The organism is uncultured Flavobacterium sp. (assembly GCF_963974175.1).
Classification (GTDB): domain Bacteria; phylum Bacteroidota; class Bacteroidia; order Flavobacteriales; family Flavobacteriaceae; genus Flavobacterium.
In genome coordinates, this window is sequence record NZ_CAXBBR010000005.1 from 78,158 (window position 1) to 94,684 (window position 16,527).

The 16,527-nt window shown below is 33.3% G+C and carries 8 protein-coding genes; 3 read left to right on the forward strand and 5 right to left on the reverse strand.

Annotation, left to right across the window (positions count from 1 at the left end):
• Window positions 1-55: 55 nt before the first annotated feature.
• Together AAC069_RS10045 and AAC069_RS10050 are read right to left on the reverse strand one after the other, a co-directional pair.
• Window positions 56-1,135: an efflux RND transporter periplasmic adaptor subunit gene (locus tag AAC069_RS10045; RefSeq protein ID WP_339920334.1), complete on the reverse strand. Its 1,080-nt coding sequence runs from the start codon at window positions 1,133-1,135 to the stop codon at window positions 56-58.
• A 58-nt stretch (window positions 1,136-1,193) separates the two neighbouring features.
• Window positions 1,194-2,507: a TolC family protein gene (locus AAC069_RS10050; RefSeq protein ID WP_339920335.1), complete on the reverse strand. Its 1,314-nt coding sequence runs from the start codon at window positions 2,505-2,507 to the stop codon at window positions 1,194-1,196.
• Between the two features lie 705 nt (window positions 2,508-3,212).
• Here AAC069_RS10050 and AAC069_RS10055 point away from each other — a divergent pair.
• The 3 genes from AAC069_RS10055 to AAC069_RS10065 all read left to right on the forward strand — a co-directional run bounded on the left by AAC069_RS10055 (window position 3,213) and on the right by AAC069_RS10065 (window position 13,303).
• The gene (locus AAC069_RS10055; protein WP_339920336.1) at window positions 3,213-9,572 is read left to right on the forward strand and encodes a PAS domain S-box protein; all 6,360 of its coding nucleotides are present in this window, start codon (window positions 3,213-3,215) and stop codon (window positions 9,570-9,572) included.
• Between the two features lie 74 nt (window positions 9,573-9,646).
• Complete coding sequence (locus AAC069_RS10060) at window positions 9,647-11,074, forward strand: PAS domain S-box protein (protein ID WP_339920337.1); 1,428 nt, start codon at window positions 9,647-9,649, stop codon at window positions 11,072-11,074.
• Window positions 11,075-11,155: 81 nt separating this feature from the next.
• The gene (locus AAC069_RS10065; protein ID WP_339920338.1) at window positions 11,156-13,303 is read left to right on the forward strand and encodes an ATP-binding protein; all 2,148 of its coding nucleotides are present in this window, start codon (window positions 11,156-11,158) and stop codon (window positions 13,301-13,303) included.
• Window positions 13,304-13,331: 28 nt separating this feature from the next.
• On the opposite strand, the gene AAC069_RS10070 is transcribed toward AAC069_RS10065, so the two are convergent.
• From AAC069_RS10070 to AAC069_RS10080, 3 genes are all read right to left on the reverse strand, one after another.
• Window positions 13,332-14,456, reverse strand: a complete 1,125-nt coding sequence (locus AAC069_RS10070; RefSeq protein WP_339920339.1) for an ABC transporter permease — start codon at window positions 14,454-14,456, stop codon at window positions 13,332-13,334.
• A gap of 90 nt (window positions 14,457-14,546) precedes the next feature.
• Window positions 14,547-15,653, reverse strand: coding sequence for an ABC transporter permease (locus AAC069_RS10075; protein ID WP_339920340.1), 1,107 nt, complete (start codon window positions 15,651-15,653; stop codon window positions 14,547-14,549).
• A 112-nt stretch (window positions 15,654-15,765) separates the two neighbouring features.
• On the reverse strand, window positions 15,766-16,500 hold the full coding sequence (locus AAC069_RS10080) for an ABC transporter ATP-binding protein (protein ID WP_339920341.1): 735 nt from the start codon (window positions 16,498-16,500) through the stop codon (window positions 15,766-15,768).
• Window positions 16,501-16,527: the final 27 nt, after the last annotated feature.

Here is a 16,527-nt window from a genome sequence, read left to right on the forward strand (position 1 = left end):
GTTCTGTTTTTTGAACTTTTAAACCTTAAACCTTAAACTTTAAACTTTAATTTTTTTACTGAACATTTACCTTCGCTCCGTTGAATAATTTTCCTTGAGCAGAGATGATGTAGTTTTCATCAGCTGATAATCCAGACAATACTTCCACTTGGTCACCATAAGTTTTTCCAGTACGTAACCATCTTAAGATCGCTACATTTTCATTTCCTATAGTGTATATTCCAGTAAGTTGACCTTGTCTTACCAAAGCACTTTCTGGAACTAAAATCACATCACTTTTGGAAATATTCGATTTGTTTTCAACAGGAAACTGTACATTTACAAACATTCCTGACAAGACTGAACTGTCCGTTTTATCTAAATTTATTTTTACCAGATATTGTCCACCCGTGTTTTTTGCAGACAAACTCACTTCACTTACTTTACCCGTCAATTTTTCATTAGATGATTTTACTAAAATGCTAACAGGCATTCCCTTTTTTATACTAGTAATATCAGTTTCAGAAACCATGGCGCTTACCTCTAATTTAGAGGCACCTTCCATACTTACTAATGGCATTCCAGGGTTAGCCATATCACCTTCTTTTACAAAAGTATTAGTCACCACACCAGAGAATGGAGCCGTAATATTAGAATAATTGAACTGTGCCAAAACTTCATTTCGCATTTGTTTTGCCCCTTCAAGTCCCGCTTTGGCCATTTCATAACGAGCGGTCATGTCATCTAATTCTTTTTGTGAAGCACTTTGTTGTTTGAACAAAGCAACAAAACGATCGTAATCTTTTTTAGCGCTATTGTACCCTGCAGTTGCTTGAAGAATATTAGCGTCTGCTTGCGCTTTTTTGGCCAGTAAATCAGAGTTGTTAATACTTACTAATGTTTGCCCTGCATTTACTTTTTGTCCTATCTGAACATATACTTTAGTTACATAGCCCATCATTCTAGTACTCAAATCGGCACTGTTTTCTGCTTCGATTTTCCCACTTGCACTTACAAATGGGCTATTGTCATTTTCAGAAACGCCACTTACTGTAACGGCAATTGCAGGAGATTCAGCTACCGCTTCTTTTTTCTCTCCATTACAGGATGTTAAAATAAAAAGGGAAATTGAAATTAGTGTTATTATTTTTTTCATGGTTTTTCGTTTGATTATTTTTGTCTTAAATCTTTATTCTTTTCTCTCTTCTTAATTATTACTTCGTTAAGAATTGTAAGTACTGTTGTGTATAATTGTATTCAAAAACAGCTTGTAAGTATTCCAATTCTTTTTTGAACATTTGAGTTTCAGCTTGTAGTAAGTCTGTCGTTTTTTCTAAACCTTGTGTAAAACGATTGCTTCTAATTCTATATGCTTCCTGTGATTGTTCTAAATCTAACTTAGAAAGATTGACCTTATTCTCAGCATCATTCAGCTGGCGATTTGCTTTATTCAATTCCAGTTGGCTTTTAGCTTTGTACTGTTGTGTTTCAATCTCCGCTTTTTGGAAATCAGCCTTCGCTTTTTCCATTTTTCCAATTGATTTATAACCGTCAAATACATTCCATGATAATTGAGCTCCTACCACATATCCTTTTGCGTTAGTCCCAAAAAGTGTGTCATCGTACAATTCATAACTTCCAAAAGCATTCAATCGAGGCAAGAAGGTCATTTTACTTGATAACAACATTTTTTGATAAGCTTCAGTAGATTGATCCATCGCTCGAATATCTTTTCTGTTCGCTGAAAGGGAAGTGTTGATCGTTTGTATGCTAATGGTATTTTCTAAAGCATCAGCGGGTTTGTATACTTTGTCTCCAAGATCTTCATTCAATAAAAAAGCCAAGTAATCAGAGGCATTTTGCACATTACTTTTTGCATATTGCAATTGGTTTTTTATTTCACTCACACGAACCTGTACAGATAGCAAATCTGTTTTTTGAAGAATCCCTTGTTTAAAATAGTTTTCTATTAATTTCAAGTTTTCGGCAGCAGTTGCGTTCGCTTTGTCTAAAACGGCAACAGCTTTATAAGCAAGTTGCAATTCCATAAAAGATTTGTTGACTTCTAGTTCGAGGTACTCTTTAGTGCGTTCCGTTTGTAGCGAATAAGCATTCATCTTTGCTCTTGCCGCCTGTCTTCCATACAATCCATCGATATTGATGATGGGTTGCAGAATTTCAATTTTAGTGGCAAAGTTTGTAGTTCGATCTGGATTATTTAATAGTTCTGGATTAAAATCAGATGCCGTCAAAATCGCCTGATTCAATTTAGATCCAAAAGCCATCAAAGGATTAGTAGTAGCAATAGCCGTGTGTGAAGCGGTGATATTGGGTAAAAATAAAGAATTGGATTGTCTGTAATCTGCCTGTGCCGATTTAAACTCCTGATCTGCAATCTTAATTTGTAAATTTTTATCGGCCACCTTCTGCCAAAGATCAGTTTTAGAAATAGCCAATGTATCTTGACCATAACTAAAAGCAGAGATGAAAATGGTTGCTAAGAGTGCTATTAAATTTATTTTCTTCATAATTTTTGTTTCTAATTATTAGGGCAAAGATAATTTCGCAATAAGGGCTACACAGTAACAAATGTCACATTCGAGAAATTAAATGGAAAAAAGGGCGGTTTATGAGATCAATCGTTCATTAAAATGTAAGCTAGATTGAGGTTAAAGCGATTAAGGGAATAGTAGTAGTTTGCTGTCGAGGATTAAACTTTCATTTTAAGATTAATAATTATATAAATTTAGATAGTTTCTAAGAAGTATAATATGATAATTATCAGTAAGACAGTAATTTAAAGTTTGTTTTTTGTTGAGTCAGATGAAGTTAGAGATAATCAATAATGGCAAAAAGTTTAAAATAGACCTGTTATTATTGATTTGATTAAATGCAAATTGTTCTGAACTACATTGCGATAAATTTGTAGGTAAAATAGCCCTGTTTTGTTACATGAATAGTTGTAGTCACTTAAATTACGAGTTTAATAGGTATAGAATGTAAATTAAATTTCTAAGTATTGATTTATACCGAATTAAATAGTATTTTTAAGTTTCAATTGCTAATCGCTGGGTTTCTGACGTAGATTCGGTTCAATCGTCCTTATGGAAATCATTAGATGATAGATAATCAATAGCATATAAAATAGCTCTATATCTGTATACAGTGGTTTAAAGATTATAAATAATTATATTCAAAAGCATTTGAGCTTTTAATATCTAGTTTAATTTTTTATGAATACAAATTTGCCCCAACCTACCTACGATGACTTACTCAAGATTATAGAAAATCAAAAAGAGGAGATAAATAACCTAAGCAAAGGGCGTAGTGGCTTTGCTAATTTTGATTTCTATATTAAAGAATCCGAAGATTTGTTATGCGTAGCAGGAATGGATGGGTTTTTTAAAGAGGTTAATCCAGCATTCAAAAAAAAATTAGGGTATACAAAAAAGGAGTTACTCAGCAATAGTTTGGTTTCATTTATTCATCCTGAAGATATTCTAGAAACCAATCTAGAAATAGAACGATTGTCGAAAGGTGAGGGTTCAATTAGTTTCGAAAATAGATATATTAAAAAAAATGGAGCCATTGTAACTATTCAATGGACTAGTAGTGTCGACCACGCCGGAAAACTTATTTATGGAATTGGAAGAGACATATCCCAAATAAGGGAAGTACAACAGAATTTAATTACAAGCGAGAGACTGCTAAATGACGCTCAAAAGACTGCTAAAATAGGAAGTTGGGAATTCGATATAATCAATAAAAAAATGATTTGGTCGGAAGAATTATATTCTATCTACGAAATTAAAAAGAAGCCGAAGGAGGATTTGTTTGAATCCTATTTAAAGCGTTTTTCAAAAGAAGAGGTTATTCAATTTCAAAATAAAATACATCAATGTATAAAGGATAAGAAGTCTTTTGAAATTGAAAAGGCGGGCCATTTTTCTGCTAATAGAATAAAATGGCTTCATGTAATCGTTATTCCTGTAACAGATGTAAATGGAGAAGTGATTGCTCTTAGAGGAAATACGCAAGATGTATCAGAAAAGAAAATCATTACTGAAAAGCTAAAAGAAAAAAAGCAAGCTCAAGCTAAAATCAAACTTCAGTTAATAGAAGAAGAAAGTAATCGTAAGTTTAAAAACTATATTGAAAATGCGCCTGATGGAATTTTTGTTGCTGATGAAAACGGAATTTTTGTCGAAGTAAATAGAGCAGTCTCTTCCATATTTGGATATTCAGAGCAAGAACTTTTAAAATTGTCGATGATGGAAATTACATTTCAGGAATCTTTAGAAGATTTAGGAATGTGTTTCAATAAAGTAAAGAAAGTAGGAGAGTCAAAAGGAGAGTTTAAAACGGTTCACAAATCGGGAGAAATTAGATGGAGTAGAGTAGATTCAGTAAAGCTTTCAGAAAATCGCTTCATGGGTTTTGTTAAAGACATAACTGAGATTAAACGTGCCAACGAATTACTGACCAATACTTTTGCGCGTATAACGGATGCTTTTATTGCACTAGATTCAAACTGGTGTTATACCTATATGAATATAAAAGCAGGAGAATTTCTAAATCGAGATCCAGCAGAAATGATTGGAAAACACATTTGGACGGAGTTTCCTGAGGTTGTTGATAACGCTTTTTATAAAGCATGCTATAAAACGATAACAACACAAGAGTATTTTAAATTTGAAGATTATTATAAGCCAAATCAGCGATGGGTAGAAAATCATATTTATCCATCCAAAGATGGACTTTCTATCTTTTTTAGGGATATTACTCTTGAGAAAGAGGCAGATCTTAAAATTGAAAAAAGCGAAAAACGCTTCCGTTCTTTGGTTGAAAACAACGAAGGGATTATCACTGTTGTTGATGAAAAATTAGAAGTTTTATTTCGTAGTCCTTCTTCACAGCGAGTAACGGGTTATACTGATGAAGAATTTAATACCATAGCTCATGAAGAGTACTTTCACCCAGATTATTTAGATTATATACATCAAAATATACAAAATGCGATAGCAAGCCCAGGGGAAGTAATTCCTTTGTCGTTTCAGGTAAAACATAAAAAAGGGCATTATATCTGGCTTGAAGGTGTTGTGACCAATAGATTTCACGACAGCAGTGTAAAAGGGATAATTGCAAATTTCAGGGAGGTTACAACACAAAAAAATATCGAATTAAAATTAAAACAAAACGAAAAATACTTTCGTGCCTTGGTCGAAAACAACGACGGTATTATCACCGTACTTGATGAAAATTTAAAGACTATATTTCGTAGTGCTTCTTCCACCCGGATTACAGGCTACACAGCTGATGAATTTAGGCAAATGCCTGACGTCGAATATTTCCATCCTGATTATTTGGAATATATGCAGCAGGAAATCCAAAAAACATTGAGTAATCCAGATGTTCCAAATCCAGTTTTGTTTAAGATTAAACATAAAAATGGGGGGTATATATGGCTCGAAGGGATGCTTAGCAACTTGATTAATTACGATAGCGTGAAGGGAGTTATTGCTAACTTAAGGGATGTGACCGAAAGAAAAGAAGCAATCGAGTCATTGGAAAAAGAAAGGGATAAATTTGTTAAAATAGCTGCTACAGCGCCAGGGTTAATTTATTCGATGCGTCAAAATAAAGATGGTTCATTAACTTACCCTTATGCAAGCGATGCTATTATCGATATTTATGGGTTGGAATTTGCGGAGGTCGAAAAAGATGCCAATAGCATTTTTAAACTGATCCATCCTGATGATTTAGCAGCTGTTATTAAAAAAATCACTAAAACAAAAACGGAACTAGTCCCACTAAAAGGAACCTATCGTTATTATCATCCTACTAAAGGATTAGTGTGGCACGAAGTGAATTCACTACCTATTGTAGAGCCTTCTGGAACCGTAATTTGTCATGGTATCGTTACAGATATTACTGAAAGAATAGAAGCAGAGCAAAAAATTATTAAGGCTAATAGACTCTACTTGTTTATTAGTGAGATTAACCAAATGATCGTTCGCACAACGGATGAAGAAACACTGTTTAAAGAGGCCTGTACGATTGCTGTTGAAAGAGGGAAGTTTAAAATGGCATGGATTGGGTTAATAGATGAGGTTAATAATGAATTAGTACCTGCAGTGGTTGCAGGAGAAGATACGGCGTATCTCTCCAAAATTAAAACAATTTCAACTAAAGATATACCAGAAGGAAGAGGTCCAGTAGGAACAGCGATAAGAGAGGAGAAGTATGTTGTTTGTAATGACATTGAAAACTGTATTCTTATGACGCCATGGAAAGAAGATGCATTAAGCCGAGGTTTCAATTCATTAATGTCATTACCTATTAAAAAAGGGGGTAAAGTAATTGGAGTTTTTAGTCTTTATTCTACTGAAAAGAACTTTTTTGATGCCGAAGAAATTGCATTATTAGATGAAGCGACTGATGATGTATCTTTTGCTTTGGAGGTGTTTGAAAAAGAAATTCAAAATAAAAAAGCGGAAGAAGCCGTTTTTCAAAGTGAGAAAAGATACCATACGCTAACTGAAGTTTCTCCAGTTGGTATTTTTCGCACGGACGCCTCAGGTTATACGACCTATGTCAATCCGAGCTGGACTCAAATTTCAGGCCTGTCCTATCAAAAGGCATTGGGTAATGGTTGGTTAGATGCTGTTCATGAAGAAGATAGAAAAGCCATTCTTTATCGTTGGGAAAATGCTACGGGAAAGAGTGAAAAAACATTGTCTGAATATCGTTTTGTAAAGCCTGACGGTACTATTGCCTGGGTGATGGGTCAAGCCATTCCGGAAAAAAATAGTAATAATGAGATTGTAGGCTACATTGGAACTGTTACCGATATTACAGAACGTAAGCAGGCAGAAGAAATAATTTTTAAAGAAAAACTACTTTCAGAAACGATAATAAATAATCTACCAGGAATATTTTATCTCTATGATGAATCTGGAAAATTTGTAAAATGGAATAGAAATTTTGAGCTTGTTACAGGGTACAGTGGCCATGAAATTAGTCAGATGAGTCCATTGGATCTTTTTGATGAACATGAAAAGGAAAAGATCAGCGCTAGAATTAGTACTGTTTTTGAAAAAGAATCTGCTGGGATTGAGGTTGAATTTTATACTAAAGCCAAAAATAAAATACACTATTATATCAATTCTTTAGCAATAGAATATGAAGGGAAAAAATGCCTGCTAGGCATGGGGTTAGACTTAACGGACCGTAAAAAGGCCGAAGAAGCAATTAAGAAAGCAAATGAACGATTCGAATTAATTGCATCGGCAACAAATGATGCTTTATTTGAATTGGATTTTATTAGTGGTGAAAATTGGCATAATAAAATATCTTATGATAATTTAAATTCGTACGGTGATGATTTGTCCACTGAGGAACATAAAGCACTATGGCGATCTAAGCTGCATCCTGACGACAGAGCTAGAGTTATTAAAAGCATTGAAGAATGTTACGCTGGGACCTCAAATACCTGGTCAGAGGATTTTCGTTTTTTAAGGGCAGATGGTACTTATGGTAGTTTTTACGAACGTGCTAAAATTGTAAGAGATGATCAAGGAAAACCGACACGTTTTGTAGGGTCAATGTTAGATGTTACTGACCTTAAAAAGGCCGAAGAAGAATTCAAGAACGCCAATAAAAAGATGGAGGCGATTATTGATGCTATCCCGGATTTAATGCTTGAAGTAGGTCTAGACGGTACGATTTATAACTATCATTCACATCATAAAGATTCATTTACGGAATCTACAGGTCAGTTTATTGGCAAGAAAATTTCAGAAGTGCTACTTGCAGATGCTGCAAATTTAGCTTTTTCGGCAATACGTGAAGCTGCTGAAAATGGTTTTTCAACTGGGCGTCAATACACCTTAGAAAAGAAAGGTGAATTGCGTTGGTATGAACTGTCAATAGCACCTATGAGAGAAACGGAGGAACATGATACCCATTTCATCTGTCTTTCACGTGATATTACTAAGGTGAAGCTTATTGATGAATCACTAGCGAGAAGTGAAGAAAGATATCGAGGATTATTAGATAATCTAGATGCGGGAATTGTAGTGCATGCACCAGATACTTCCGTAATTATGAGTAATAATAAAGCATCGGAATTATTGGGATTAAGTACCGAACAAATTTTAGGTAAGAAGGCTATAGATCCAATTTGGAAATATCTAAATGACGATAATTCGATTATTGATATTGAAAAACACCCGATAAACCTTATTCTTAAAACAAAAGAAGCTGTCAAAAACTTTACTTTAGGAATTAATCATCCTAACAGTGATAAAATTGTTTGGGTTTTAGTGAATGGTTTTCCAGTTAAAAATCAAAGTAATGAAATCATTGAAATTGTAATCAGTTTTATTGATATTACGGAGCGTAAGTTGATGGAAATTGAATTATTGAAATCAAAAGAACAATCGGAAGCAGCGAATAAAGCCAAAACGGATTTTCTGGCTAATATGAGTCATGAAATTAGAACTCCATTGAATGGAATCATAGGATTTACCCATTTGTTGATGAAGTCAAAAATGGAAAAGAATCAGGAAGAGTATATGACCACCATTAATGAGTCAGCCGCTTCTTTAATGCACATTGTAAACGATGTTTTGGATTTTTCTAAAATTGAATCCGGAAAATTAGAATTGCATATGGAAGAAGTAAATCTGTATCAATTGACGCGTCAGGTTATTGATTTATTCAGCCATCAGGCAAACCAAAAAAATATTAATTTAATATTAAATCTAGATGCGAATGTTCCAAAATATGTACTAGGAGATTCTGTCAGGTTAAAACAGATTTTGGTAAATTTATTGAGTAATGCAATAAAATTTACCAGTTTTGGAGAAATATGTTTGGATATCAATGTGGTATCAGAATCAAAAAAGAAAACCAAAACTTTAAAGTTTTCTGTAAAAGATACCGGTGTTGGAATTAAATTAGCGAACAAGGATAAAATATTTAATTCATTTGTACAAGAGGATAATTCAACCAATAGAAAATTTGGAGGAACAGGATTAGGATTGGCTATTTCAAATCAATTGTTGGCGTTGATGGACAGTAAATTACAATTGATTAGTAAATATGGAGATGGAAGTGACTTTTTCTTCGAAATTGAATTTCAAAAATTCAAAATCAAGAAAGAGGTAGTTGATGAATATATTACGGCAAGTGAACGTGTGGTAATGGAAAGTATTAGTAACAAAAAGGTTTTAATTGTTGAGGACAATAAAATCAATATGCTTTTAGCAAAAACACTAGTTAAAAAAATAATCTCTAATTGTACTATTTATGAAGCAAGAGACGGGAATGAAGCGGTCGAACAATATAAAGTAGAAAGACCGGATATTATTCTAATGGATATTCAAATGCCTAATAAAAACGGATATGAAGCTACCCATGACATCAGAGCGTTATTAGGTGGTCCAAGTACGCCTATTATTGCAATAACTGCCGGCATAATGAGTGGCGATAAAGAAAAGTGTATAGAGGCAGGATTAGATGATTATTTATCAAAACCAATTATTGAAGTTGACTTAGAACAAATTTTGATTAAATGGCTAAGTAGGTAGCGTATTTTGTTATCGTTGTTACTTCTAAAAATTGGAGTAAGTTATTTGCTATCATTCATTTAATTTTAGTAAAGGTGGTTTTATTGATTGTTTTTAAGGATGAGCGAGAGATTGTAGAGCAAACTTTATTGAAACAAAAAATTGGTAAGCCAAATTTATCAAGTAGACAGCAAGAACTTGAGGCGGAATTGAGACAATTAAATCAAGACTTGTTAACCTCAAGAGAACAGATGCAAGCCTCGCAGGAAGAGCTGAAATCTATCAACGAAGAATTGCAATCAACGAACGAAGAATTGCAATCAACTAATGAGGAACTGACCACTTCCAAAGAAGAGATGCAAAGTCTAAATGAAGAGTTGCAGACTGTAAATGCGGAACTTCAAAATAAGCTTAGTGATTTTGAGCAAGCAAATAATGACATGAAGAATTTGCTTAACAGTACTGAGATTGCAACACTTTTTCTAGACAAAGAGCTAAATATTCGTAGGTTTACAGATGCTGTAACCAAATTATTTAAAATTCGATCTAACGATGCCGGCAGGCCTTTTACAGACTTAGTTAATGATTTGAATTATCCTGATATGGGGCGTGATTCACGGAATGTAATCAAAAATCTGGCACCTATTCAAAATACAATTGGTACAGGGGATGGAAGATGGTTTAATGTGCGAATTATGCCCTATCGAACATTAGATGATCGCATTGATGGTATTGTAATCACATTTACAGACATCACTTCTTCCAAAAAGGCTGAAGAGGCATTAGTCATGGAAAATCGATACCGACGACTATTTGAATCAGCTAAAGATGGTATTCTAATCCTAAATGAAGAAACAGGTGATATTATGGATGTTAATCCGTATTTAATTGAAATGTTGGGTTACTCTTATGAACAATTCGTTGAAAAGGCAATCTGGGAAATAGGGCCCTTTCAAGATATCGTAGCTAATAAAGAAAAATTCTCGGAGTTAAGAAAAAAGAAATTTGTTCGTTATGAAAATTTACCGCTGCAAACTGCTAAAGGTAAGGAGATTAAAGTTGAATTTGTTAGTACATCGTACTTGGTGAACAATAAAAAAGTGATTCAGTGTATCATTAGAGATATTACAGAACGTAAACGTATTGAAGAAGCATTGGCTTTAGCAGAGACACGTTATCATCATCTTTTTGAATCAGCAAAAGAAGGAATATTTTATATTGATTCCTTGACGGGGAAAATAACGGATGTAAATCCATTTTTGACTCAATTATTAGGGCATCCCAAAGAAGAGTTTGTAAAAAAAACAATTTGGGAACTCAAATTTTTAAAAAATATAATAGCCAATGAGGATATGTTTAAAGAATTAAAGAAGGATAAACCGGTTAATTATGAAAATGTCCAAATTGAAACAGCTACTGGGCAAAAAATTAATATTGATTTCACATTGAACATGTATATAGTTGATAATCATGAAGTAATGCAATGTTTTATTCGTAACTTTACTATTGTAGATTCGAAATAAGTGTTTCGAATCGATAATTAAATAGTGTCTAATTATAAAATATATTTTATAATTGTATACTATTTAAAATAGTTAGTTTGGATGGAAAAAGCTGAAAACAATTCGAAAGTTGCTGCACTTCTTAGGTTAAGGGCCGAAGAGTTGCAGAAAAATAAAAATCAATCTAAATTTGACGGAAAACTTGCCGAAGTGAATACTTTGAAACTCATTCACGAATTAGAAGTTCATAAAATTGAGCTTGAAATGCAAAACCAAGAACTACTCTTGGCTAAAGAGCTTGCAGAGCATACAATTGAAAAATATACTAAATTGTATGATTATGCACCTTCTGCATATTTTACGCTCTCTACCGATGGCAAAGTTATTGAAGCTAATCTAACTGGGGCCGATATGCTTGGCAAACTGCATTCAAGTGTATTAAATAGTCAATTTGCTTTTTTCGTTTCTGATGACACAAAATATATTTTCGATGCCTTTTTGGAGAAAATTTTTGAAAGTAAGGGTAAAGAATCTTGTGAAGTCAATCTTATAACCAAAGATAAGAAACCCTTCTTTGGTCACTTATCTGGTGTTATTTCAATAGACCATGAACAGTGTAACGTAACATTAATTGATATTTCTGAACTTAAAGAGGCTGAGTTTGCCTTGCGAAATAGTCAAGAAAAATTCAGGGGTCTTTTAAATAGTTTAGCCGAAGGGATTATTGTTCATTCCCCAGACTCATCTATAGTAGTGAGCAATCCTAAAGCTTCTGAATTGCTTGGTTTGAGCGAAGGCCAGTTGAAAGGAAAACAAGCGGTAGATCCCGATTGGAAATTTTTGGATGAAAATTATTTGCCTTTACCCTTTGAGAAATATCCTGTTAACCAAATTTTAGCCAATAGAAAACCACTCAATAACTTCATTGCAGGAGTTAAAAGACCTCATTCTAAAGCGGTATTGTTACTTTTAGTAAATGGATTTCCAGTACTCGACTCGACGGGCAATCTAACAGAAATTGTAATTAGTTTTACTGATATTACAGAGATAAAACTAATGCAAAATGAATTGATAATAGCGAAAAATCTAGCGGAAGCTGCAAACAAGGCTAAATCTAATTTTCTGACTAACATGAGTCATGAAATCCGTACGCCCCTTAATGGAATAATTGGTTTTACTGATTTGTTAATGAAAACGGATCTCGATATAGATCAATCAGAATATATTAATATAGTAAATGAATCTGCAGTCATATTGATGGATATTATCAATGACGTTTTGGATTTTTCTAAAATTGAATCAGGGAAATTAGAATTGAATATTGAAGAAGTTGATCTTGTTGCATTGACTAAGCAAGTGATTAATCTTTTCAAGCATCAGGCAAATTTAAAGAATATTGATCTAGTGTTAGATCTCGAAGGTGATTTACCTCATTTTATCTTTGCTGACTCGGTACGGCTAAAACAGATTATTGTAAACTTGATAGGAAATGCTTTAAAATTCACAATGGAAGGTTCTATACAGTTAAATGTTATGGAAATCGCCTCCGATGATGATGCTATTTCCAGAATACATTTTTCAGTAAAGGATACTGGTATTGGGATAAAACAGCAAAATCAAGAAAAAATATTTCAATCTTTTGTGCAAGAAGACCTTTCTACTACTCGAAAATTTGGTGGAACAGGCTTAGGATTAGCAATCTCTAATCAGTTGTTAGCGTTAATGAATAGTAAATTACTTCTTACGAGTAAATACGGCAAAGGAAGTGATTTTCATTTTATAATAGATTTTAAGAAGTCAGATAAGAAAAAAATCAATACTATTCCGTTTCTTGATCAGACGGCTGAGTACAAGGAGCCGCACAAAGAATATCTGAATAATACAAAAATTCTAATTGTTGAGGACAATAGAATTAATATGCTCCTGGCAAAAAAATTAATAAAAAAAATAATACCCAATTGTACCATTTTTGAAGCTAAAGATGGAAAAGAAGCAATAAAGATTTATAAAAAAGAGACGCTCGATATTATTTTAATGGATATCCAAATGCCTAAAAAAAATGGTTTTGAAACTACTATTGAAATTCGAAAATTAAGCCGTTCTGCATCTCCACCAATCATTGCTTTGACAGCTGGAATTTTTATTGAAGAAAAAGATAAGTGTTTAGAATCTGGAATGAATGACTATATTTCTAAACCCATTATTTTACATGATTTAGAAACCGTGCTACACAAGTGGGTGAAGGAGTAAATGTAGTTTTAAGATTTTACTCAAAATCCTAATTCGTTTTTTTATAACTCCATACAGCAAATCCATTTATAGCCAAAGCATAAAGTGCAATGATGCCTATTTTATTTTTAATTTCATCAAAGCCTGCACCTTTTAGCATCACCATTCTTATAACTTCAACAAAATAACGAATAGGGTTGAAATAAGTTAAGTTTTGAGCCCATGTTGGCATACTTTCAATAGGGGTGAATAATCCACTCATTAAGATAAAAATTACAGTAAAGAACCAAGCGATGAACATGGCTTGTTGTTGGGTTTCGGTATGATTAGAAATGAGCAGTCCAATTCCTAAAATTAGTATTAAATAGATAGAAGTGAAACCATAAATCAAAAAGATATTACCTAGAATTGGTACGCTAAATACAACTTTGGCGATGACTAATCCAACCGTTAAAATCACCAATCCTAATACCCAAAACGGAAATAATTTACCAATGATAAATTGGTGTTTTTTAATAGGGGTTACATTAATTTGCTCTAATGTTCCCACTTCTTTTTCTCGAACAATATTCATAGAGGACAAAAACAAAGACAACATCGTAACTAATAAAACTAAAATACCGGGTACCATGAAGGTTTTGTAATTTAAAGTTTTGTTGTACCAAAAGGACGGAATGGTCATAATGTTTTCGGGTTGCGTTGTATTTCCATCATTATAAGTTTGTAGTTGTGTTTGTATGGATTGATTGAAACTGGAAATAATTTGCGTAATGTACACATTAGAAACTCCTGCCGCAGCACCGTCTATAGCATTGATACTAACTGAAAGATTGGTATTTTTTTGTTTGATTAGATTGCGTTCAAAGTGAATAGGGATTTCCAGAATGACATCTATATTTCCTTTTTGCATTTGGAAATTAGTTTCTTTTTTAGATTGAAATTCAGAACTAACATTGAAATAGCTTGACGCTTTAAATTTGTTGATCAACTCGCGTGAAGTTGCAGAGCGGTCATGATCGATATAGGATAATTTAATATTTTTTACTTCAAAGCTCGCGGCATTGGATAGAACGACCAATTGTAACAGAGGTAAAATAAAAATAATAGGCAGCATGCTTTTATTTCTAAAAATTTGCTTGAATTCCTTTTGTATGATGAATAAGATTGTTTTCATATTTTGGTTTGTTTTTGCCACGAAGGCACAAAGGCACGAATTTTTTTAAATTGCCATTGCCATTGCCATTGCCATTGCCATTGCCATTGCTTACTCTAATCGTATTTTGTATTTTTTGATGCTTACTACGATGAAAAACAATGTCATTCCAACTAAAATTAAGGTTTCTTTCCAGATTACCGAAAAACTTGCTCCTTTTAGCATTATCGCTTTGATGATGATTATGAACCATTTAGCAGGAATAATATTGCTGATGAGCTGTAAAGGCAAAGGCATACTCGAAACAGGAAAAATAAATCCTGACAATAAAATCACGGGCAACATGAGTCCGAATAGCGAAATCATCATAGCTGTTTGCTGAGAATCTGATAGTGTGGAAATTAAAATCCCTAGTGCTAAGGCACATATAATAAACAAAACGCTTTCTATGGCTAATAAAAACAGACTTCCTTCAATGGGCATTTCAAAAACAAAATAACCTAAAAGTAGAATAACTGCGGCGTTGATTACTGACAAAAAGATGTATGGAAAAACTTTCCCAATAATTACTTGGAACGGTTTTAATGGTGAAACTAAAAGGACTTCCATAGTACCTAATTCTTTTTCACGAGTGATTGAAATCGATGTCATCATAGCAGAAACGAGCATTAAAATAACCGTCATTACGCCTGGAACAAAAGTGAAAACGCTTTTCATGGCTGGGTTATAAAATAGTTGTGTTTGCGTTTGAATTTGATAAGCTTGCTTGTTGTTTCTGTTTTTTTCTTGGATAAAATTTTGAAGAATTGAGGTAATGTAATTAGAAATGGTGTTGGCCATATTTGGATCGGTTGCGTCAGTGATCACTTGAACTTTTGCGTTTTTTTGAGTTTGCAAATGTTTGATAAAATCTTTTTCGAAAACCAAAACAGCTTTAACTTCTCCTTTTTTGAAAACGGATTCGATTTCGGATTCCGTTTTAATTTCTTGTGCTATTGTAAAATAAGAAGAATTACTTATTTTTTGGATTATTTTTTGGGTTTCAGTATCTTTTGATTGGTCTAAAACAGCAATTTTTACGTTGTTGATTTCGTTTGTAATGGCAAAACCAAACAACATAATTTGTGCAATTGGCATTCCGAAAAGGATAAACATAGAACGTTTATCACGAAAAATGTGATAGAATTCTTTTTTTACAAAACCAATAAATCTTTTCATTCTATTTTTTGTTTAACCGCTAATTTCGCAAGGGCTTTCGCAAGGTCAGCAAAGTTTTTTTATGTTTGAATTTCTACAATATACTTAGTTTCCCCTTCGGCGGTCAGGGGGATTACTCTATATTCCTCGCCAATTTTAAAAACACATCATTCATAGAATCTACATTGAACTGTTGTTTCAAGTTTTTTGGAGTGTCTAGTGCTTCAATAACGCCATCAACCATGATGGAAACACGGTCGCAATATTCAGCTTCGTCCATGTAATGCGTGGTAACGAATATAGTTGTGCCTTTGTAGGCCTGAGTGTAAATCATTTCCCAAAATTGTCTTCTAGTAATTGGGTCAACGCCACCAGTAGGCTCGTCAAGAAATACTATTTTAGGCTCGTGTAATAAAGCAACAGAAAAGGATAATTTTTGTTTCCAACCTAATGGTAAGGAACCAACTAAATTATCGGCTACGTTTTGCATTTCTAATTCGGCAATTAGTTGCTGTGTTTTTTCTTTGATTTTTTTACGAGATAAACCATAAATTCCTCCAAAAAAAGTAATATTTTCCTTAATCGTTAAATCATCATATAGTGAGAACTTTTGACTCATATAGCCAATGTTTTTTTTAACTAAATCCGCTTGAGTGGCTACATCTAAACCTGCTACAATGGCGCTGCCAGAAGTTGGACTTGAAATTCCGATAAGCATTTTCATTGCCGTCGTTTTCCCTGCTCCATTTGCTCCTAAAAACCCAAAAATTTCTCCTTTATAAACATCAAATGTGATGCCTTTAACTGCTGTGAAGTCTCCAAATGTTTTGGTTAGTTTTTCAACTTGTATGATTTTCTCTTTCTTCATTTTTTAAACACGAATTTCACGAATTTG

What these genes read in the sequence shown, in the direction of transcription:
- AAC069_RS10080 (WP_339920341.1), bottom strand. Translation starts at nt 16,500, where the DNA reads ATGAAGAAAGAGAAAATCATACAAGTTGAAAAACTAACCAAAACATTT.
- AAC069_RS10075 (WP_339920340.1), bottom strand. Translation starts at nt 15,653, where the DNA reads ATGAAAAGATTTATTGGTTTTGTAAAAAAAGAATTCTATCACATTTTT.
- AAC069_RS10045 (WP_339920334.1), bottom strand. Translation starts at nt 1,135, where the DNA reads ATGAAAAAAATAATAACACTAATTTCAATTTCCCTTTTTATTTTAACA.
- AAC069_RS10050 (WP_339920335.1), bottom strand. Translation starts at nt 2,507, where the DNA reads ATGAAGAAAATAAATTTAATAGCACTCTTAGCAACCATTTTCATCTCT.
- AAC069_RS10055 (WP_339920336.1), top strand. Translation starts at nt 3,213, where the DNA reads ATGAATACAAATTTGCCCCAACCTACCTACGATGACTTACTCAAGATT.
- AAC069_RS10065 (WP_339920338.1), top strand. Translation starts at nt 11,156, where the DNA reads ATGGAAAAAGCTGAAAACAATTCGAAAGTTGCTGCACTTCTTAGGTTA.
- AAC069_RS10070 (WP_339920339.1), bottom strand. Translation starts at nt 14,456, where the DNA reads ATGAAAACAATCTTATTCATCATACAAAAGGAATTCAAGCAAATTTTT.